This window comes from Neobacillus sp. OS1-32, assembly GCF_030915425.1.
In the GTDB taxonomy this organism is placed as follows: domain Bacteria; phylum Bacillota; class Bacilli; order Bacillales; family Cytobacillaceae; genus Neobacillus; species Neobacillus paridis.
This window is the reverse complement of record NZ_CP133263.1, coordinates 3,820,760-3,842,617: the sequence shown is the minus strand read 5'-3', so window position 1 is coordinate 3,842,617 and position 21,858 is coordinate 3,820,760. Positions and strand designations below refer to the sequence as shown.

At 40.4% G+C, this 21,858-nt stretch carries 18 protein-coding genes; 9 read left to right on the top strand and 9 right to left on the bottom strand.

The genetic code is table 11. The annotated features are described in order from the left end of the window. Window positions 1–6 precede the first annotated feature (6 nt). The 4 genes from RCG24_RS18885 to RCG24_RS18870 all read right to left on the bottom strand — a co-directional run bounded on the left by RCG24_RS18885 (window position 7) and on the right by RCG24_RS18870 (window position 6,123). Complete coding sequence (locus RCG24_RS18885) at window positions 7–765, bottom strand: carbohydrate ABC transporter permease (protein ID WP_308079213.1); 759 nt, start codon at window positions 763–765, stop codon at window positions 7–9. A gap of 89 nt (window positions 766–854) precedes the next feature. Further along, on the bottom strand, window positions 855–1,787 hold the full coding sequence (locus RCG24_RS18880; protein WP_308079212.1) for a carbohydrate ABC transporter permease: 933 nt from the start codon (window positions 1,785–1,787) through the stop codon (window positions 855–857). A 228-nt stretch (window positions 1,788–2,015) separates the two neighbouring features. After that, window positions 2,016–3,269 (bottom strand): ABC transporter substrate-binding protein, encoded by a 1,254-nt coding sequence (locus tag RCG24_RS18875; protein WP_202655881.1) that lies wholly within the window; start codon window positions 3,267–3,269, stop codon window positions 2,016–2,018. 349 nt (window positions 3,270–3,618) lie between these two features. Beyond that, window positions 3,619–6,123: a bifunctional diguanylate cyclase/phosphodiesterase gene (locus RCG24_RS18870; RefSeq protein ID WP_308077749.1), complete on the bottom strand. Its 2,505-nt coding sequence runs from the start codon at window positions 6,121–6,123 to the stop codon at window positions 3,619–3,621. Window positions 6,124–6,451: 328 nt separating this feature from the next. On the opposite strand from RCG24_RS18870, the gene RCG24_RS18865 reads away from it, so the two are divergent. From RCG24_RS18865 to RCG24_RS18845, 5 genes are all read left to right on the top strand, one after another. After that, on the top strand, window positions 6,452–7,273 hold the full coding sequence (locus RCG24_RS18865; RefSeq protein WP_308077748.1) for a glycerophosphodiester phosphodiesterase family protein: 822 nt from the start codon (window positions 6,452–6,454) through the stop codon (window positions 7,271–7,273). Between the two features lie 33 nt (window positions 7,274–7,306). Next, entirely contained in the window at window positions 7,307–8,191 is an 885-nt protein-coding gene (locus RCG24_RS18860; protein ID WP_202655996.1) for a cidABC operon transcriptional activator CidR, read from the top strand. Window positions 8,192–8,470: 279 nt separating this feature from the next. After that, complete coding sequence (locus tag RCG24_RS18855; protein ID WP_202655884.1) at window positions 8,471–8,842, top strand: hypothetical protein; 372 nt, start codon at window positions 8,471–8,473, stop codon at window positions 8,840–8,842. A gap of 344 nt (window positions 8,843–9,186) precedes the next feature. Next, window positions 9,187–11,340, top strand: coding sequence for a methyl-accepting chemotaxis protein (locus RCG24_RS18850; RefSeq protein WP_308077747.1), 2,154 nt, complete (start codon window positions 9,187–9,189; stop codon window positions 11,338–11,340). 632 nt (window positions 11,341–11,972) lie between these two features. Continuing rightward, entirely contained in the window at window positions 11,973–12,299 is a 327-nt protein-coding gene (locus RCG24_RS18845) for a DUF3784 domain-containing protein (RefSeq protein ID WP_308077746.1), read from the top strand. Between the two features lie 797 nt (window positions 12,300–13,096). Here the strand turns inward: RCG24_RS18845 and RCG24_RS18840 are convergent. Further along, the gene (locus RCG24_RS18840; RefSeq protein WP_308077745.1) at window positions 13,097–15,487 is read right to left on the bottom strand and encodes an Ig-like domain-containing protein; all 2,391 of its coding nucleotides are present in this window, start codon (window positions 15,485–15,487) and stop codon (window positions 13,097–13,099) included. A gap of 230 nt (window positions 15,488–15,717) precedes the next feature. On the opposite strand from RCG24_RS18840, the gene RCG24_RS18835 reads away from it, so the two are divergent. The 3 genes from RCG24_RS18835 (at window position 15,718) to RCG24_RS18825 (ending at window position 16,485) form a co-directional block, all read left to right on the top strand. After that, complete coding sequence (locus RCG24_RS18835) at window positions 15,718–15,939, top strand: DUF1659 domain-containing protein (protein WP_202655887.1); 222 nt, start codon at window positions 15,718–15,720, stop codon at window positions 15,937–15,939. A 114-nt stretch (window positions 15,940–16,053) separates the two neighbouring features. After that, on the top strand, window positions 16,054–16,272 hold the full coding sequence (locus RCG24_RS18830; RefSeq protein WP_202655888.1) for a DUF2922 domain-containing protein: 219 nt from the start codon (window positions 16,054–16,056) through the stop codon (window positions 16,270–16,272). A 69-nt stretch (window positions 16,273–16,341) separates the two neighbouring features. Continuing rightward, a complete protein-coding gene (locus RCG24_RS18825) occupies window positions 16,342–16,485 on the top strand; it encodes a YvrJ family protein (RefSeq protein WP_202655889.1) in 144 nt (47 codons plus the stop codon). Window positions 16,486–16,638: 153 nt separating this feature from the next. Here RCG24_RS18825 and RCG24_RS18820 read toward each other — a convergent pair whose 3' ends face one another. Genes RCG24_RS18820 through RCG24_RS18805 form a run of 4 tightly spaced genes read right to left on the bottom strand, consistent with a single transcriptional unit; the run spans window position 16,639 to window position 20,761 of the window. Next, window positions 16,639–17,901, bottom strand: a complete 1,263-nt coding sequence (locus RCG24_RS18820; RefSeq protein ID WP_308077744.1) for a PTS ascorbate transporter subunit IIC — start codon at window positions 17,899–17,901, stop codon at window positions 16,639–16,641. A 6-nt stretch (window positions 17,902–17,907) separates the two neighbouring features. Next, window positions 17,908–18,180 carry a PTS sugar transporter subunit IIB gene (locus RCG24_RS18815; protein WP_202655891.1) on the bottom strand — a complete coding sequence of 91 codons (273 nt, stop codon included), beginning with the start codon at window positions 18,178–18,180 and terminating at the stop codon, window positions 17,908–17,910. Between the two features lie 12 nt (window positions 18,181–18,192). Further along, window positions 18,193–18,621: a PTS sugar transporter subunit IIA gene (locus RCG24_RS18810; RefSeq protein ID WP_308077743.1), complete on the bottom strand. Its 429-nt coding sequence runs from the start codon at window positions 18,619–18,621 to the stop codon at window positions 18,193–18,195. Window positions 18,622–18,646: 25 nt separating this feature from the next. Next, the gene (locus RCG24_RS18805; RefSeq protein WP_202655893.1) at window positions 18,647–20,761 is read right to left on the bottom strand and encodes a BglG family transcription antiterminator; all 2,115 of its coding nucleotides are present in this window, start codon (window positions 20,759–20,761) and stop codon (window positions 18,647–18,649) included. 341 nt (window positions 20,762–21,102) lie between these two features. Between RCG24_RS18805 and RCG24_RS18800 the strand changes: the two genes are divergently transcribed. Next, window positions 21,103–21,774 carry a Crp/Fnr family transcriptional regulator gene (locus tag RCG24_RS18800; RefSeq protein ID WP_308077742.1) on the top strand — a complete coding sequence of 224 codons (672 nt, stop codon included), beginning with the start codon at window positions 21,103–21,105 and terminating at the stop codon, window positions 21,772–21,774. Window positions 21,775–21,858: the final 84 nt, after the last annotated feature.

The window sequence follows — 21,858 nt, the reverse complement described above, 5'->3', positions numbered from 1 at the left end:
ATTCTGTTATTTTCCACCTGTTAAGGCAATCCCTTCAATAAATTGCTTTTGCAGGATAATAAATAAGATTAACATTGGCAAAATTGCTAAGAACGAACCTGCCATCAAAATTGGATAGTTGGTTAAATATTGGCCTTGTAGTGAAGCTAAGCCTACAGATAATGTCATTTGGTCTGGTGAACTATTGACAATCATTGGCCACATTAGTTCATTCCAGCTCCATAGAGCGGTGAAAATTCCTAAAGCAATCAGCCCTGGCTGAGCCAAAGGCAGCATGATCCGCCAATAGATTTGAAAATGGTTACAGCCGTCAAGCCGGGCGGCCTCTTCCAGTTCCTTTGGAAGCCCCATGAAAAATTGCCGCAATAAGAATGTCCCAAAGGCACTAAATAAACCGGGAACAATGACTGCTTGCAAGGTGTTTAACCAGCCTAATTTGACCATGATCATGTATTGTGGAAGCAAAAATACCTGCCCGGGAACCATTAAAACCGAAAGCGCCAGCAAAAATAAAAAGTTTCTGCCCGGAAATTCGATTCTAGCAAAAGCATAAGCTGCGAGCGAACACAAAAACAACTGTCCAGCCGTTCGGGCAACGGTTACGATAAACGTGTTCAGCATGAATTTAAAAAAGGGCAGCAAATCGAAAACTTCCTTGTAGTTCCCCCATTGTAAATCCTTTGGAATCAGCACTGGGGGAACATGAATCGACTCACCATAGGTCTTTAATGATGTGAGAATCATCCATAAAAAGGGCACTACCATTGCCACAGAGCCGAGAATGAGAATGAAATGAATCAAAAATGTCTTACCGGTAAAAAGCCGTTTTGTTTTTTCCAATGGTTCCCCCTCCTTTAATCATAATGAACCCATTTTTTCTGCAAGGCCATTTGAATCGCCGTAATAATTAGGATGACAATCAACAATACGACAGCGATTGCAGCTGCATATCCTTTATCATTTAAGACGAAGGCATGCTGATAGAATAAATAAACAATGGATTGTGTATGTTCCAACGCTGTACTGCCTTTGCCGATCATCATAAAAATTAAATCAAATACTTGAAAAGCGCCAATTAAGGACATGATCGTCACAAAGAAAATGACAGGAGACAGCAATGGCAGCGTAATTTTAAAGAATACCGTGAACGGCCCGGCACCATCAATTTCCGCCGCTTCGTAATAAACTCTGGGAATCCCCTGTAAACCAGAAAGAAAAATAACCATGTTATAGCCGACTCCACTCCAAATGGCTACTACTATAATTGAATATAAAGCTATTTTTGGATCACTAACCCAATGTGGCCCTTTTATTCCGAACAGTGATAAGAGATAATTCAATAAACCGTAATCTGCATTGTATAACCATCTCCACACCATAGCGATCGCAGCAGGCATAGTAATAACAGGCAGGAAATACAAGGTTCGATATACGGTTTTTCCCTTTATCTTTTGATTCAGGAGAACAGCTACCAGGATCGAAAGAAAAATTCCAATCGGGACGGTAAAAATAATGTAAATGGCCGTATTTTTAATCGATTGAAATAGGTTTGCGTCAGTGAGCATTCGTTTATAATTTTCCAATCCAATCCAAATATGCTGTCCAAACGCACCCCATTCAGTAAAACTATAGTAAAAAGTTTGGAGAATCGGCCAGAGATAAAAAATAAACAAGCCCAGCATCGTTGGAGCAATCATCACATAAGCCCAGAAGTAGTCAGACCGTTTCTTCGTCTTTGCTAAACTGGAGACGGATTTTTTCCTTTTTCCCTTCACATCACCATTCAGAGGAAGTTCCTTCACTGTTTTCCCTCCTTTTTTTAGCCGATAGGAAAGTATAACTTTCCTATCAGGTATAAGTGCACAAGGGAAGACTTCCTGTGGGTAGTCATCGCAGCCCAAAAGTAGTGCTTTTGGGCGAACTACGCCTCTGTCTTCGCCTTAAAGGCTCGCCAATCGGCGAGTTTTCTTTAGAAAACAAAGAGGAGAAAGATCCATTTCCCCTCTTTATTTATTCTAGTTCTTGGCGAGTGCATCATTTGCCATTTTATTTAATTCTTTGGCGGCATCTTCAACACTAACTTCCAAGCTCCAGGCTTTTTTCAACACATCCACTTCATATTGCCAAATTTCCCCTGTTGCTTTCACACTTGGAAGGGGCACAGAATATTCGGCGCTGTCGATAAAGACCTTAAGATTCATATTCGGAACTGATTTTAGCCAAGCATCTTGCGTGCCGTTATAGGCCGGAATGACTGTTCCGGTTTTGGCAAATATTTCAGCCGCATCTTTTGATCCTAAGAATTGGACAAATTTCCAAGCTGCATCCTTATGCTTTGTATTGGCCGCAATCACGTTGGCTAAACCATGGATCGAAACAGCACGTTGTTTGCCTTTTGGCAGTACGGCAACATTAATGTCAGGATTTTTCTTATATTCCGGAACCATCCACGGACCATCGAACATCATCGCAATTTTTCCTGATGAGAATAATTCAGATGCGGCCGTTTCTGTCATTTGCGCTTGTGTTGGCGATAAACCTTCTTTAATAAAGCTTACATCGAATTTCAGGGCTTCAATTGTTTCAGGTTTGTCAAACCCAGCGGTTTTCCCATCAGCAGAAACAATTTCACCGCCATTTTGCCAAATGAAGTTATAGTATCCTTCTTGGTTCATCAGTGTAGAAGCAAAACCCCAAATCCCTTTATCCTTATTTGTCAGCTTTTTCGCCACTTCTTTTAATTTGTTCCAGTCCCAAGATTCATCAGGATAAGCTACACCTGCATCATCAAAGATCTTCTTGTTATACCATAAGCCGATCGTATCGTAGTCTTTTGGAATTCCGTATACTTGGTCATTGACTGTATAGAGATCAACCAATGACTTCGGATAGTTATCTAAACTATAATCGTCTTTTTTAACAAGGTCGTTCAGCGGGATAATAACCTTTCCTTCTGCATATTGCTGCACGTGAGCCCCATTCATCCATAGAACATCTGGTAATGCCCCGCCTGTTGCTGCGGTCTCAAGCTTTTGGAAATACTGACCATACGGAGTAATTTCTGTTTTCACCTTAATGTTTGGATATTTTTCGTTAAACTTTTTAATAATCTCGTTGATTGCCGGAACTTGTTTCTTATCCCAAAATCCATAGGTAATTTCAACTTTTCCATCTTTCGATTCCCCGGATGATTTATCACTTGAACTGCATCCGGCTAATCCTAATAATCCCAACACTATGGCTACCAACATAATCAACCACTTTTTCACAATGCTTCCCTTCCTTCTTAACAGATTAATAGATTTTTGAGCAGGGTAATAGTGACATCACGATGTTATGACCAGTTATAATCAACTGTTATATATCAGCATAAAAAATAGGCCCACTTTCTCTTATATCCCACCCTATTAAGTTCTGTGGCCTTTACCACCCCCATGCAGATAGATTGATAAACATGAAACTTCATTAGTAATGATGTCATTACCAGTCTGTTATAGTATAGCATCAATCTATTGTTTTCAAAATATATTTTTTGTTATCCCTTTCAAAATAATTTCGACATTATTCGACATTTCCCCCTAAAAAAGACAGCTATCAAACGGATTGACAGCTGCCTTTTTACTCGATCCCTTCGCCTGTAACTGAGCTTTCCTGTGCTTTAAGTCCAAATTGATCGACTAATTGGTCAAACGGTAGCGGCGGGCTAAATAAATAGCCTTGGACCTGCTGGCATTTTTCCTGATGAAGGATTTCCTTTTGTTTCTCTGTTTCAACACCTTCGGCAATAACATTAAAATGCAAGTGATGTGCCATTGAAATAATCATTGATACGATGGTTGTTTCGTTTTCATGCAACAGCAGATCGCGGACAAATGACTGGTCAATCTTGATGCGGTCGACTTTTAGATATTTCAAGTAAGACAAGGAAGAATATCCAGTCCCAAAATCATCAATCGCAATATGTACCCCCAATTCCTTCAACGCTTGCAGCATTTTAAGGGTATGATCAATATTCATCATCATGCTTTCGGTAATTTCCAATTCCAGATAGTGCGGCGGCAGCTGGGTCTCCGCTAAGATTTGCCGTACTTTATCAACTAAGTTTTGTTGATAAAACTGCCGTACCGACAAGTTGACGCCGACAGCAATTGGCGGGAGATTCTGATCATGCCACTGCTTCACTTGACGGCAGGCGGTCCGCAATACCCACTCCCCGATGGGCACGATGAGTCCCGTTTCTTCGGCAATTGGAATAAATTTAGCCGGCGAGACAATTCCATATTTGGGGTGACGCCAGCGCAGCAACGCCTCGACACCAGTTATCTCGCCATTATCCAGATTAATTTGCGGCTGGTAAACCAAGTATAATTCATTATTTTCCAATGCATGATATAAATCATTCTCTAACACGAGATGGTCGAGCGCCTTCCCATCCATTGATGGATGATAGAATCCAAACGACTGATTTTGGGCATGAGCCTCCATAAGTGCCATGTTCGCGTGCTGCAGTAATTCTTCAGTCGTTCTGCCATGATCGGGATAAACAGCAGCCCCAATACACATCGTGACATTGACGAATTGATTTTGTGCTTGAAGGGGCTCCCTTAAAGCCGTGTGAATTTGCTCCACTACGACGGTAACATCATCTTCCTGGTTGAAAATTGGCAGGATTAAGGCAAATTCATCGCCTGTCAGCCGCGCCAAAATCAACTCTGGCGACAGATAACTTTTGAGCCGTTCCGCTGTTGCCCACAAAATCACGTCACCAAAAGAGTGCCCCAGAGCTTCGTTGATTTTTTTAAAGCGGTCAATATCCAAAATCAAGATCGCTCGTTTTTGATTCGGATCTCGCTGCACGAGTTCGCTCCATTTATCATGTAAAAACCGCGCTTTGGGTAGAGTCGTTAACTCATCATAGAAAGCCATGTATTGAATCAATTCCTGGTCTTTTTTTTGCTGTGTAATATCCCGGAAGACCATAATAGAGCCAGCCAACTGTTCTTTTTCAAAAAATGGCGTCTCCACAACTGAAGCTGGGAAAAGCTCTCCGCTTTTTTTCAGCAGCATTTCCTCTCCATCTTTGAATAAATCGCTGCCCCGGTTTGCCGCCTTGTTTTTTCTCAGAACAAGCTCATAAAAATTCTTGCCGAGGATGTCCCTCGCTGACCATTGGAGTAACCGCTCCGCCTCTCTATTTATATACGTTACCTTTTCAGTTGGATCCATTACGACAAGGCCTTCACCCATATTGGAGGTGATTGCTTGAAGAAAGCGCTCATTTTGGATTAATAGATCTTCCACCTCCTTTTGTTTATGAAAGGGCTCTTCAATCGCGGAATGATAAACGGCCCGTTGTAAAAAATAGAAGCCGGCCAATTGAAACCAATGCCCTACAAAATTATTAATATCATACACACTTTTATACGTTGTAAATAAATAATCAGCACAAATCATATAGATCGAGGCCACAATCAGCATCGTATTAAAAATTTCCTTCGATCGAATCCGAAACAGTAACAAAATAATAATGAGAAATTCCGCCCCCATGGCAACATACTGCAAATTGTCCTTTAGGCTGGTTGTACCGATTCCATCAATTACAAGGTGTGGAAGTAATTGCTTTGGATAAAAAATTACGATAATCCAAAAAAGCGAATAAATAAAGGCAAGGCTATAAGCGATCATTCTGCTTTTATAGGTCACCACCTTATCTTTCAAAGCGACAACCGACAATATTCCGAATACTTCTGTTAAGCGTGAGACAATAAAGAACCATGTCGCCTTATACGCCGAACTATCACCAAAAAAATGCGGCATTCCCTTGTAAGTCAACATGTGAGCCATTTCTAAAAGGGCAACGGAACAAAAGATTGAACCAATCCATAGGCGATATTTTGATAAATTATGCGGGAAAATCGTCCAAGATTGCGTTGTAATCATAAGGGCAATCGTTAAAATGAGCGACTCCATGAGAAAATGAATCGCCAGATAGTTTTGTTCACCAAAAATTCCATATAAAGGTTGACGAAAAATGACCGCACTTATCAGAATGATGAATGATATTACAATAACTAGACCGTGTTCCTTCCATAAATAGTGAAGGTGTCGATTTGTCCGTACCACACAGTCCCATTCCCTTCATTTGTGTTGTTTCCCATTTATTTAGTAAATCATGGATATTCGACTATATCTTACACATTTCTCCCGATAATAGCGAATGATTTTTCTTACAAATCAAATATTAAATGAAAACGCACCATTTAACGAGTCCGTTCGAGCGGTTCATGGGACGTAGCTGAATTTATACGACATAGGAAAGGATAACAATTGTAAAAAATTTACATATTTCTATTAGCTAAAATATACTAAAATGACATGATATCCGTGAAAATTTTTTAAGCCTTCACAGGAGAGTGGTGATGATGTGCGTGTTCTTTTGCTTTTATGGTTAGTGACCTTCCCAGTCCATACGACAGCAGCAGGTTTTGGTAAGGAAAGGATGACCATTATTGCTCACCGCGGTGCTTCTGGAGACGCCCCTGAGCATACAATCGCCGCCTATCAGCTTGCTGTCGAACAGGGGGCCGATTATATCGAATTAGATTTACATATGACGAAAGACCGGCAGCTCATTGCCATTCATGACGATACTCTTGACAGGACCACAAATGGCAGCGGAAAGGTGCACGCCTTTACACTTGCAGAAATAAAGCAGCTTGATGCCGGTTCATGGTTTAACCACAAATACCCGGGAAAAGCGCAGCCGTATTACCACGGACAAACAATTCCCACTCTAGCCGAGGTCATCAACCATTATGGAAAATCTATCAACTACTATATCGAAATAAAAAAACCACAGCAGACTCCAAAAATGGCTGATGAATTGCTAAGGGTTTTAAGACAGCAGCAATTGATTGGCAAGCGTACAGGCCCTGCTGACCGCGGAAAGATCATCATCGAATCGTTTCATTCGGACAGTCTGAAATACCTGCGCCACAAAGCACCTGAACTGCTCCTCATCCAATTGGGCGAGGATGCAGCTGAAATGAAGCTGGCGGAAATCGCCCAATATGCCGACGGTGTCGGCCCAAACTTTTCCACCCTTAACGAAGAATTTGTAAAACTAGCCCATCGGCACGGCCTCCTTGTTCATTGCTGGACGGTCAACAGCGAAACCGCTATGATAAAATTGAACAGCTGGAATGTTGACGGCATCTTCACCAATTACGTTAAGATCGCCAGAAAACATGTGGGGAAGCACGGAGAAGAATAAATCTGCTTCCCGCACAGGAGGCAGGTGGAACAATTGGATATCAAGCATTTACAGTATTTTCTTGAAGTGGCCAAGCTGAATAGTTTTTCACGTGCGGCCGATGCGTTGTTTATTACACAGCCTACCATCAGTAAAATGATTAAAAATCTGGAGCAAGAGCTGGGGGTCGTTCTTTTTGACCGTTCGCGAAAACAATTAACGTTAACAGATGCCGGCCGCGTCATCCTGGAGCATGCCAAACTGATTGATCATGCAATGAAAAATGTAAGTATGGAACTAAGTAATCTATTAGAGCTAAAAAAGGGACAGATTCGAATCGGGCTGCCGCCCATATTTGCTGCCCATCATTTTCTCGAAATAATGAGCAAGTTTCACGAACAATATCCTGGGATAACGTTTCAATTGGTGGAGAAAGGATCAAAAAGAATTGAAGAGGATGTGGAAAGCAATCTTCTCGATGTCGGAATGGTCGTCCTCCCTACCAAGCCGGAGCTATTTAACTATTTTTCAATTTTGGAAGAGGACTTACAACTAATTCTGCCCAAATCACATCCGCTCTCCGTCCGGGATGCAGTCAGTTTAATCGATTTGTCCCAAGAGTCCTTTATTTTGTTTAATAATGATTTTGTCTTGAACGACCGCATCATTCAATCCTGTAACCTTGCGGGATTTCACCCTAATATCGTTTCGGAAAGTGCCCAGCATTCGTTTATCAAAGAAATGGTGGCATTTAATCTCGGAATTGCCCTTCTGCCCACAAGTATTTGCCGACAGCTTCCTGAAAATGTAAAGGCGATAAAAGTGGGAAACCCCACGATATCCTGGAATTTAGCAATCATTTGGGGCAAAGACCAGTACCTTTCGTTCGCCGCCAAACACTGGCTTCACTTCATAAAGCAGCATCTTGTAAAGGAATAAGGAAAAAGACAGCTTATTTTTATAATAGGCTGTCTTTTTCCTTCTAGTCTGACTATTTATCCCGCGCATTTCCATTCTTGCCTTCATAGATAATATCTATAGTTTGGATAAATTTTAACTATTTTACTTTATCTGTTATATAACATACACTTATCCTATATTAGAATAATTCTTCTGTTTTGGGGATGTTTTAAACACTGTTAGAGAACAAGAATAGGAATCTTGCTGTAAGAAACTCGTTGGAAATCGGTCACGGTACAAATCATAGGGGGAATTTGAATGATTACATTATCAAGTATTGGCGATCTCACCAGTGCCCAGGAGGCATTTAGGGATCTTCACAAAACACATCCCGATCTTTTTGAAAAATTTTTGGATGTTATTTACCTTACACGGGCTCTTCAATTTAAATACCAATATATGGGATGCTTACTAATGGACGAGGACCCCGGTGAGAATACCCCGGGATTTGTCCATAGTTCTGTGCTTCGCCTCTACAAAAGGGAAATCCAACAACTAAAAAATGATGAGAATATCCGAGCATTAAGAGCCATCCTAAAGGAACATAAGAGTAATGGATATGCTAAACTCTGCTTGCTCGTTCTTGGCCAAAACCCCGAGTCATTAGTAGGACCGACCTTCGTTCAGTAATAATTAGAGGTGATTGAAAGGGGACTGTCCCATTGAGGGGGTTCTATGGGACAGTTTGCTTTGAAATATGCGAGGGTTTGTCCCATAGACGGGTTTTCTAAAACGCCTTATTTTCTCGTTGAAAAAGGGATGTGATTGACCTATCATCTCATTCAATTTTATAACTCTTCTCATATTCCAATGATTTATATCACATTAACCTCATAAATTTACATTTTTTCGACCCTTTTCACCAAATTGTAAAAAAAATGTCGCAACAATCCATCTTATTACCTACCATTTTGTAGGTGTTAATGGTATTTTATTATCATATTAGTAGAATATGGATAGGGGCGAACGGGAGTATGTTTAAAAAATTGTCAATGAATGTAAAACAAATGGGGAGTTATATCATTATTATCCTGTTTTTTATTGTGATTACAGACGTGTCCTATAATAACATCAACCACTTAAGGGATCATATTATTTCAATTGGGGAAACGGATATTTCAAAAATTGTTTTAGCAGGGGAATTAAAAGGGGATCTTTCCAGCCTTCATCAGCATATTGTTAAACATGCCTTTGAGCGCGACAGCGGCAAGAAAGCGGAAATTGAAAAGCAGATTAATGCAGACCTTGCCAACTTTCAAAAGGGACTGGTGGAGGTACAGAAGCTAAAAAATTCCGCTCATGAAAAGGAATACCTCTCGCAGTTAAGTAAAAACTTTTCTAACTACAATCAACTCATTCCTGCCTTTATTGAAGAATCAAGGAAAAATGATTACACCGCAACCGAATCACAGCTGAATCAACTCAATTCAATAAATAAAGAAAATCAAGTAACACTTGAAAAACTAAACGAATCTGCACAAAAGAGTGCTCATAAAACGATCGTACAATCCGATAACGAAGGCAACATAGACAACTATGAAATTCTGATTCTATCCGTAATTGCTTCCATTTTCAGTTCGATCATTGCCTTTATCATGACACGGGCTATTTCCCGAATGGTCAAAAAGCTGGTCAAGAGTGTGGAGGTAACGACGAACTCTGTCAGTGAAATTAAAAGGTCGATTCAATTTACTGCTGCAAGTGCTCAAGAATTAGACGCTTCCATGAACAAAGCGAATAATTCTGTCAGCGAGTTGGTCGAGTCGATTCAACAGGTCGCTGGAAACACCAATGTAACAGCTGCAAGTGTTGATGAAATTTCCGCAGCTGTGGAACAAATGAGCGCTTCGATTAATTTGGTGGCAGCGAGTGCGAACACCTTGTCGACTTCTGCTGAAGAAACATCCTCGGCAATTCAACAAATGATGGCTTCGATTGAGCAAGTAGCTGGAAATGTTGGAAATGCAAGTACTGAGGTGGAGCAAATTTCGGCTGCGATTGAAGAAATGAGTGCGTCCATCAGAGGGGTCAGTGAACATGCTGCAAGCCTGACTGAAACAGCGGAACTAACTTCCAAAACAGTTGATGAGATGATTATCTCCATCAAGCAAGTGGCGGACATTGCCCAAAGCGTAAATGAGCTTAGCCACTCGGTTAAACAGGATGCCGCCAACGGGACGATGTCCTTAAATGAAACATTAAATGGTATGCAGGAAATTTCCCAAGTGATTCATAAAGCCAGTGAAATCATGCATAATCTTGGAAAAAGTTCTGAAGAAATTGGCAGCATTATTCAAGTGATTGATGAAATTGCTGAACAAACGAATCTGTTAGCCCTTAATGCCGCGATTGAAGCAGCCAGGGCCGGAGAGCATGGAAAGGGATTTTCTGTTGTCGCCGATGAGGTTCGCAAGCTTGCTGAACGCTCTGCCAAGGCAACAAAGGAAATTGCTGGCCTGATCAAAGGAATTCAAGCAGAAACCGCTGTTGCCGTTTCCTCCATCAATGAAGGGGCCGAGAAAGTAATGATTGGCAATCAATTAGCAGAAAAGACAAACCAAGCCATTAAGAAAATTTCTGAAGGGATTTCCAAAGTATCAGAGGAAATGAACTCAATTGCAAAAGCAACGGAAGAACAACGGAAAAATAGTGAATTAATTACCCAGGCAGTTACCAATGTGACCAAGCAAACAATTGAAATGACGCATTCAACGAAAGAGCAATCAATTACAGCTGAAGAAATTGTCAGGGGGATTATCAATACCAAAGGCCAAGTCCAACAAATTTCGTATGCAACGTCCGAACAAGCTCAAGGCGGACACGCCATCGTAGAAGCAATTAAAAATGTGACCCAGCAATCAGGCTCGGTGACCAATGCCACAAAAGAACAGGCAAAGGCCGCCGATGAAATCGCACGAAACATCAACCACATTAAAGAAATGGTGCAGCAAATGATGCACGCCACAAATGACCAAGCAGGATATGGTCATGAAATTGCAGCTGAAGTGGGCAACGTCATGAAACAAGCCGAAGGATTAGACTACAGCATTGAAACGCAAACAAAAGAAGTCGAGGACGTGGCAAAAGCGATCGAAGAAGTAACCAACCAGGTGAGAAAGTTAAAATAGTTTTTATGAAAAATACCTTTGCATTTTTGCGAAGGTGTTTTTTTGTACAAAATATGCCAACTGAATGTTTGTATTTATACGGAAGATAGGGGCAGATAATATTTGTACTTTAGGATAGATTGATATGAGCTCTATTAAAGGTGGGATACATTAATGTAAGTTCCAAACTACTGAGTGGAAGTGAATAATATTAAATGAAAGTATCGCACAAACCTTAGTATTAGCAACACTATTTGCCGATACTTATTGTGCAAAAGAAGTTGATCGTGTTATTTATAATAATTTTGAACCTTGTGGCTGAAAAGTTATTCAATAAATTCAAGCACCTTGTTCTCATAGATCATTTTTCAGTGGAAAATGTATAATTTTCCGTTTTTTGTATTCTAATAAATGGAATAATACGTTATAATTATGTAGCAGTTTCCATAGCAATTAAATTTATCCGGACTATCACAAACATTGATCTTGTAAAATGAGTACCCAGGGGTATAGTACTTCTCTCGGTGACTATTCCATCTTGCAGTCTGCTGGAAATAAATACGAGGGAAAGTCAATTTGAAGAGGAGAGGGAATCCTTGTCCGCTGAACTCGGGGAATGCCGAGAATCCATCAGTATACTAGGAGGTAAAATTATGTCACTATTTGATTCACTATTGGGATATTCTATTGGTATTTTATTCATTGGCATATCAATACTTTTTTTCAAGAAAAGAGCTCTATTTTTAATAGCCGGTTTTGATAAGGAAAATTTCTCAGATAAGCAAATCAACATTTTAGCAAAATCAATGGGAAGATTTGTACTAAATACAGGCGTTCTCATTACCGTCTTTACATTGGTAAATAACAGCGTAAATAATCAAAAAGTTATTATGCTCATTTTCTATATAATGGCAATAGAATTTTTAATTACTTTAGCGCTGATCACATACAAATGCTTTTTTATCAAAAGGATTAATTAACTTTTACACACCGAAGCGATAATGAAAAACATAGAATAGGCAAATTGACTTTCCTTACCTCTTCTTCAAGTACAATTGTACAGCTAATTTCAATCAATTGTCCCTGGCAACTATCACATAGCATATTTTCAGGATTGTTAGGTAATTATACTTGAATATTCTCCCGAATTGATTATTGCAACAGTATAAGAAATCATCTAATGGCTTTGTTTCTTTGTGTGCTCAGTTTTATGATAAAAGACAGGACATCATCAAATAATAACATATATAGCGATCTCTACTCCGTATAGAAATTAAGAAAACAGCTATAAAGAGTAAATTTTATTATTATTTTTTAACTATATCAGCAAAATAAAGGAATTAAGGGCGTAGCTGAACTGCTACCTCTTTTTTTATTCGTGAAAAATTGGGATAAAAGATAAGCAGTCGAACATTACCATTATCTTTGTGCACATAATGCAATAAGATTGCTATGCATTATTAGAAGCTTTATTTGAAACCTCGCTGAAATCTCTCTAGAACCTTACGCTCCGACTGCATGGTTTTCATTTTTTCAATAAGGCCGCCCCTACACCGACTTATCGTGGTGAAAGAACGGCCTTTTCAATTAATCCATATTTAATGAGGTATCCGAAAAACTGATTACCATTATTCTTCTACTTTTTATCTTCCAAAAAAAATCGATACAATCTTTAAACTCCCATCCATGCAGCAGAGCCGTCCCATGCTTTACCAACTGTCCACCCCACGCGTACAAATGTCCACGAGTGGTGCCTGACACCAAAGTTTCGCTCACCTTATTTCACTTTAATCGTAACCGGTTTGCTTTTGTTGCCGGTTTTGTCTAGAGCGTAGATTGTTAAGGCTGTGCCTTTTTTCTGAGCTTTGATTTTAATAGAGTATTTTCCTTTGGTATTGGTAATGGTCTTGCCTAGTTGTTTTTTTCCACTATAAACATAGACTGTCGACCCCTTTTCGGCATTTCCTGTAATACTAGTAGATTTAGTCGTTACTGGATTGACAGATGGCTTAGCTGGTGCTGTTTGATCGATTACCTTCACCACTTTAGCAGTGCTTACGTTCCCCGCTTCGTCGGTCGCGGTGACTTTTATTTCTGTTCCGGCACGCTGCTTGCCAATGGAAAATTTATAATGACCATTTTTATCAGCGATGGTGCTTTTTTGATATTTTCCATTAATATATAATTTGACCGTAGCGTTTGCTTCAGTTTTCCCCTGCACTGCTGTTGTTTGGTCTGTCACTCTGTCAATGGTTGGAGTCGCAGGCGGAGTGAAATCCGGCATATTTGTAAATGACGGAAGACCTGAAATATAGCCAATCCCGCCTGTTTTGTTTATTCCGATTTCTTTTTCCATCGCTATCAACAGCTCTGCTTTATTAACAGCAGTAATCGCCTTTCCGTCTACTTCGTCTCCAGGATGCTGGAAGTTACTCATGATATAAGAGAAACCATTTCGGTCATCAGCGGCAAATAAGCCAGTGGCTTCAGCACCTGCCGGGTTTGATAAAATCCGTGATAACTGTTTCGTTTCGACATTATACGCCCATACATAGTTATTGGTATGCATACCGCTATCTTCACCGATAAACAATGTTCTCATTGCTTCAGAGAAGCTTAGATTATCAGGGTTTGCCACCTTGTCCACGTTAGCGGTGTTTCCATAAGCATCAGGAGCGGCAAGGTCTTCACCGACAATTAAACCAGACATCGATGTTGCAACATATTCGCTAAGAATGCGGCTACCACTATGATCGTTTTGACCACTGTTTAAATCTAATTGATAGGTTACCCCAGCATCAATCCTTGGCAATTGAATATCATCCTGCAATCCCGATCCCGAGGTGTCCTTCTCCATGCCCCCGCTTTGGTAAGACATTGCAATATATACCTTTTGATCTTTGGCGTTATAGGTGACACCTTCCATTTTATTGAATTCAGTTGTCGCCCCAAGGTATGCTGCATAGCGGCGTGATTCTAAAAATGCTGCTGCTTTTTCCATGCCAGGCTTTAGTTTCAGATATTCTATTTTTCCGTAGGAATATTGCTTAATAGCTTTGTAGCCTTCCTGCGGAATTTCTGACGTTTCAAAAATATCACTAAACTTAATCCCTTTATCAATGAGCTTTTTAATTTCCTTATCTGTAGCATGTCCCAGCTTAATCCACTCTAACTTGCCGGAACCGCCATTGTCCGTTCCCGTTTGCAGGAATTTCGCAGCATATAACGTCCCAGCAGATAATTTCCCTGCTTGATCGGCCACATACATGAACAAACCTGTGTTACCGCCGTCATCCCCAAAATAGGCGGTTCGCTGGTCAGGCATCATTTTCATTAATTCATGGGAAAAACGACCAACACTATAATGTTTCTCTACCTTTACCCCACCGTTTTTCTTGACGTGAATTTCCGGGATATAGCCATAGAAATACGGATTTGCCTTTGATTTGTCGCCAAAGTAAAGCTGGGCAAAGCTTTCAACCTGGGTTCTTGCTGATGACTTCGGATCAAATTCAAATTTGCGGGCATCCGGCTCGTATTCCTCCGACCCTAAGTGGCTATTCCAGGGAGAGAGCGAACCATTACAAGGAATCCAAAGTCCGTTCACGCTTGAAAAATCAATCTTCTTAACCTCTTTCGCCTTTAGCTCACCAGTCTTCTTATCCTGGTCTAACGTTGTTAACGACATGGAGGCAGGCACAATACCGTATGCGGAATTACCGGCAGCATCTAATGTCTGATATTCATAGTGTGTCACCATGTATAGTTTCCCATTAATTGGATTCAGCAAGCTATTGGAATCGGGTGCATCAGAAACAAAGGGTGTTAGCTTTCCTGGAACACTTTGATCCATAATTGGAGCACCATAATAATCAATCGGAGTGCCTGCAGGGATAAGTTTTTCATTATTTATTGCCACTTTATCCTCTGATTTAAAAAGCCTTTTGTAGCTGAGTGGGAATCTTTTTATCTTTCCATTGCTGTATTTGACATCCACTGAGGCCGTTGAATAAGTATCTACCATTTGCTTGATGGTCGTTGGTGCTGGCATGCCATTAAACTTCACCGACTCAATTTTTACCTGCTTGTTCTCTGCAGCCGCTGCCGGTGTGAGGGCAGGAATTATTAAAGCCAATGCTAGTGCGATAGCTGTACTTCTTTTTTTCATAGTCCATCCTCCTTGATTGATCTATTTCCTAACATGTTTAAGATTAATGCTTGATTATTGATGGAGCATTAATTCAAAGTAAATTTTTATGAATATTTTGTAAAATTGACGCGATTATTTAAGATAAGAACTTTATGCAAGGGCAATTGACACTATGAAAAATATTTATTTGCACCATGTCTTTTTCCCTCGTTTCCCCCTATATAGAGGGTGAGAGGAGGTGAGAGACTATGGCACAAGCATTATTGAAAGGAACAAAGCTGCGCCTAGTATTCCAAGTTGGCATGGATGACGAGGGGAATGCCATTCTAAAATCGAAAACATTCAGTAATGTCAGAAAAGAGGCAACAGCTGATCAATTATTTCAGGCAGCAACAGCAATTACCTCGCTGACCGACGACATGCTCAACAACCTTGAGCGCAACGACAGCTCAGAGATTCTCGCTGAATAGTTTGCCAACGGCAGGCAGGAAGTAAGATTGAACTGAGCATCAACTGTCCACTCCACACGGACAAATGTCCACGAGCGGTGCCTGACACCACACACAAATAGGAGGTGATATGAAATGGCGAAAACATTGGAATTGCAGTTTGGAACGGATTCGGGTAAGATGGCACGGATTTCTGTTGATAATCCGAAGGAGCCGATTGATGAGGCCCTTGTAAAGCAAGCGATGGAGCAAATTATTGCAGCTGATATTTTCTTCACTTCCAGCGGCAAATTTGCCGTTGCGAAGGGCGCACGCGTTATCGACCGCAACGTTACCGAATATGAAATTATCTAACGAAAGGCAGGCCGGGTTTCATGTGAAATCCGGTCTTTTTCAAAATATTAATGAAAGGAGAGAATCATTGTGGAGGAAATCGTACCGCTCATCAGCGAGGTTGGCTTTCCTATCGTCGTGACCCTTTATCTGCTTTACCGGATTGAAGCAAAGCTCGATTTAGTGGTCCAATCGATCCAGAGTCTGCCCGAACGGATGAAAGGTGGGAGCTAAAGCAAGCAAAGAGGCGGATCTTATGCTATACACATAGGTCCGCCCCTTTTGTTTTGCCTGAGTTTAATTTTTCTATTTTTAGAGGGCAGATAGCGGCCTTCTATAAGCCATCAACATAGAGGGTGAATAACGATCACCCTCCGCTTCCCAGAATTACATGATTAATTTTAATAGATTACCTAGTAAAATACCGACAACACCGAAATCTGCATCACCAAATGTCGTGCCGTTGAAGCCAAGTGAGCCAAGAACCGGTAATAACAGAGCAGGTAAGAAGCTGATAATTAAACCATTGGCAAATGAGCCGAGAATCGCACCGCGTCTTCCTCCTGTGGCATTACCGAACACCCCGGCAGCTGCACCTGTAAAGAAGTGAGGCACAAGTCCTGGAACGATAACCGATAATCCGAAAACCGGAAGTAAGAACATGCTGATAACACCGGCAATAAAGCTGGATAAGAAGCCAACAATAACAGCATTTGGCGCAAATGGGAAGACAATCGGACAGTCTAATGCAGGTTTGGCATTAGGAACGACTTTATCGGCAATCCCCTTAAATGCTGGAACAATTTCCGCAATAATCATCCGAACACCAGCTAAAATGATGTAAACGCCGCCGGCAAATGTAATCGCTTGCGTAATTGAGAAGACGACGAAGTTTGTGCCGCCGCTCAATTTACTTTCAATAAAAGCTGGACCAGTAAAAGCGGCAACGACTAGGAACATCAATGCCATTGTCAAAGCTAGAGCTACTGAGGAATCGCGTAAGAATCCTAGGGATTTTGGCACTTTAATTTCTTCAGTTGTCTTTTCTTTATTACCAAAATATTTCCCAATTGTACCGGAAACAAAGTATCCAATTGAACCGAAGTGACCAACAGCGACATCGTCAGAACCAGTAATTTGACGTGTATATGGTTGAAGAATCGCAGGCATGACAACCATTAATGCGCCAAGAATAAGAGAACCAACTAAAACAAGCGTCGCCCCCTTCATACCGCCTGCTGATAATACGGCAGCAAGCATACATGCCATGAACATTGTATGGTGCCCTGTTAAGAAAATATATTTTAATTTCGTGAAACGGGCCAGTAAAATATTAATAATCATACCAAAGACCATAATCATGGCTGTTTCAGCACCAAATGTTTTTTGCGCTAAAGCGACAATCGCTTCGTTATTTGGAATAATCCCTTTAATATGGAATGCATGTTCAAACATTTGACCAAATAAATCAAGTGCACCAACGAGAACCGTTGCCCCTGCACCTAAAATGATAAAGCCCATGATCGTTTTTAACGTACCGGAAACAACATCTGCGGCACCTTTTTTCTGTAAAAGTAAACCAATAAGTGCAAATAAACCAACCAGGATCGCAGGAGTTCCCAGTATATCATTCATAATTAAATGTAACATGATCATCTACCCCTTTAAAATGTGTGTTGTTAATGCCTTTTTAATTTCTTCCAAGCTGAACATATTGACTAACGGAATTGTTTTTCTTTTTCCATCGTTTAATTGATCCATGATTTCAGGTGAACCGATGTAATAATCGGCATTTTCCGTTTTAGCGCTTGCCAAGTCTGTATGCGAGCAAGTTCCTTCAATATTTAATTCCTTCATTGCCTTTTGTACATTCATCGACATCATAAAACTGCTTCCTAAGCCATTTCCGCAAACAACTAAAATTTTCATTCGTAATTCCTCCTAAATAATTTTAATTAATTCTTGATACGTTTTCGCTGAAGCCATTGCCTCCACCTTTTCCTCGCTGGCTAAAACAGCGGACAGCTCGGAAAGCAGGGACAAATGGGAGTCCTTGTCAGGCGCTGCTAACACCAAGAAAACATTGGCAATCTTCCCATCAGCAAATTCAACTGCTTTTTCTAAAATCAATAAACTTAAGCCTAATTTATTGACCCCGTCTTCCGGTCTTGCATGCGGCATCGCAAACTTTGGCAGTAAGACGATATAAGGACCAAATTGCTTGACATTTTCAATCATCGTATCGACATATTTGGGCTCTACAAAATGATGTTGAACCAATGGTTCAGCGGCTAATTTAATCGCCTCTTGCCAATTTTCACTGTCTGCTTTAAACTGAACCATTTCTGCTGTTAAATATTTTTCAAGCATTTGCATCACCCCCTTTTAATTCTTGCTATTCTTTAGAGAAGGCAGTTATAACATTATATATATCCACTGCCGATTTCGCTTGGATGATTTTTGTAAAACTTTTTTTATCAGAAAGCATCTCTGTTAATTGAGAAAGTGCCTTTAAATGAGTTTCCCCATCAATCGCTGCCAAGACTATCACAAGTTGAATATCGTGATCCGCTTTATCCGAAAAAGACACCGCTTTTTCAAGCTTTAACAGGCTCATGCTTAACTCATTGACCCCATCCTCCGGTCGTGCATGCGGGATCGCGACCTTTGGGGCAATGACAATATAGGGACCGATTTTCACAAGGTTATCAATCATCACATCAATATAACCTGGTGTGATGAAACCTTTTTCCCGCAGCGGTTCGGCCGCTGTCCGGATGGCCTCTTGCCAATTGCTTACTTCCGGTTTTATTTGGATGTTTTCCTGTCTCAGGAGGTCGCGCAATTTCGGCTTCCCGATCTCCTTGCCAACCTTCTCCGGTTTATAAAGGTACTGCTTGAGATCCCGGAGGAGACTCTCCTGATCATGAACGGTCGCATGCTTCTGAATAATTTCCATTAGCGCATCTATGGAAGATTTTTGTTTGCCGCTCGTTTCGGCCAGTCCCACCACCTTTTTTAACAGGCTCTCTTTTTCCTTCTCTGTGAGAATTGGGCTGACCACATAAACCGGTATCTCTTTTTCTTCCAGCGGTATCGTCGAAATGATGAAATCAACATCCCAGTGTTGCTGTTGATATTCCCTTAGCGACACACTGCCAATTAAATCAATCGTCGAGAATAAACCTTCCAATTGATGCAGCAGCAGCCGTGATGTTCCAACACCATTTGTGCAAACGAGCAGGGCTTTTCTCCGGGAGGCCGGCTTGATCCCCACCTTCCGCATCCAGCCGCCAAAATGCATCGCAATTAAAGCAATCTCGTGATCATTGACATGTTTTCCAACAACTGTCTCGAGATGGGAGATGCACTTTTTCGTGATCACGAAAATATCGTGATACTGCTCCTTGATCGATTCGGTCATTTCGCTTTCAAACTCTAGCCCATACTTGATCCGATAGTACGCCGGTTTTACATGAAGCAATAGATTTTTCTCCATTTCTTTGCGATCTTCAAAAAAGACGCAGGCGTATTTTTGAAAATCCGTCACCATTTCTGTCACCACATCGGCAAGAATCCGAGCATCGGTATGGGCGTCAAGTTGTAAATCACCTGAAAATTGCACTCTTGAACTAAGCAAATGCTTGGTAATATAGAAGATCTCATCTTCGGGAAATTCAATTTCAAACAGGGTCGAAAGCTTTTCAGCTATTTTTTCGGCAGCCACGTATTCCTTTGTTTCTGCTAAAACATCCTTTTCCACCGGATCAATGGTTATTTTCTTCCCTTGCGACACCCGTTTGCCAAACAGCAGCAGGCGTATCGCTAGGCTGTACAAAAATTCATCCGTAAACTGAACGCTTAATTCTTGTTCACTGTCGCTAATGATTTTTTGAACCGTTTTCATTTTTTCGAAATCAAACAGATCCAGACCATCATTGTGAGCATTTAAAATGAGCGGAATTTTCGTTAATAATAACTGCCAATTTTGATTCGGCAGCACATGCTGCAGATAATGAACAATCGCCTTGCGCTTATCATCCTCTTTCCCAACGATGACGTAACCATGTTTCCGTTTCGCTTCCAGCGTTAAGTCAAACCGTTTCAACTCGGTCTTTAACCCCTTAAGGTCATCGAGCATTGTATTACGGCTGACCTGGAAAATCTCGATTAAATCTTCGAGAAAAAGCGGGGTATCTCTCGTCATTAGGCAGATGGCCAGCCACGCTTTGCGTTCCTTGGCAGAATACTCATAATGATCGGTTTTCAAAAAACTGAGTTTATCCGGAACTTTGTTTATGGCTTCCTCTTCTAGCATAAATCCGGCAGACCGCACATGTTTTACGGCTGGCAGATTGTTCTTTTTTAACCAATCATTGATTTTCTCAATATCGTAATAAATCGTTCTTCTGGAGATATGAAACTTCTCGATTAATTCTTCAACAGATACAAATGTTTTGGCTTTTACTAAATGGGATAAGATGGCAGTACTGCGTTGCGTTAGTGACATCTAAAGTACCTCCTTTGCACAAATAGTTTGTGCAAAAAAGTATATTTATTTACTTTGAGCAATTGCTTGACTTTAATATACTCCTTGATTTAATGCGTGTGTAGACCAAATCACGCTCAACTATTTGTGCAAAAGTTGTACTTATGAATGTTAGCAAAAGTACTTTTTTTGCACTGTTTCTGTGCAATTTTAGGCCGCATACCAGCTGAACATTTATGAATTATTTTTAAAAGATTCAGCAAATACGTAAATTATCGACTTTACTTTTGTATAATAGTATTTAGTTGTTTTTCTTTTGGAAGTGAGTGAAATGACTGGGAGGAAGGAGAGGGTAACTCGGCATGAATCTAGGTCAAAGTCAACTTTTTTCCTTAGGTGATGAGGAAGATTTTAAATCATTAGAGAAGCACATGTATAAGCGGACATACAAAAAAAATCAACTTCTTTTTACAGAAGGTGATCCGCGTGATAAAATTTATTTTTTGCTTGAGGGATTTGTTAAGCTGGAACGGTTCAATCAAGAAGCAACGATCCTGTATTTGGACTATTTAAAACCAAACGATTTTTTTCCTTACCGCGGAATGTTTACAAATGAATATTATCATTTCTCAGCATATGCCCTTACTGATATCGTTGTCTATTATATCCCAATGACTATTTTTGAAAACTTTATTTTATCGGATAAAAGTCGATTATTTCACGTCGTCAAAATATTAACAGGCATCATGGAACAGCACGAAAAGCGAATAGAAATCATCACGACTAATTACGTTAAAGACCGGATTGAATTAACCTTCGCCTATTTAATGATTTATTATGGAACAAAAATTCAAAACGGTATCATCATAGATATCCCGATCCCCCAAACGGAAATAGCCAAGCTATCGGGGGCATCCAGAGAATCGGTATCCCATATTTTTAAAGAATTAAAAGAGGACAAACTCATCTCCCAAAATGACAATAAACAGATCATCATCAATCAGCCTGATTATTTTCTAAATAGGCTAAAGTAAGCGGAAATTATCTTTTCCTTTAAATAGATTTCTTCAGCTATTTAAAAATGAAAAATAGCTTTTTAATTGGCAAACTCTATCATA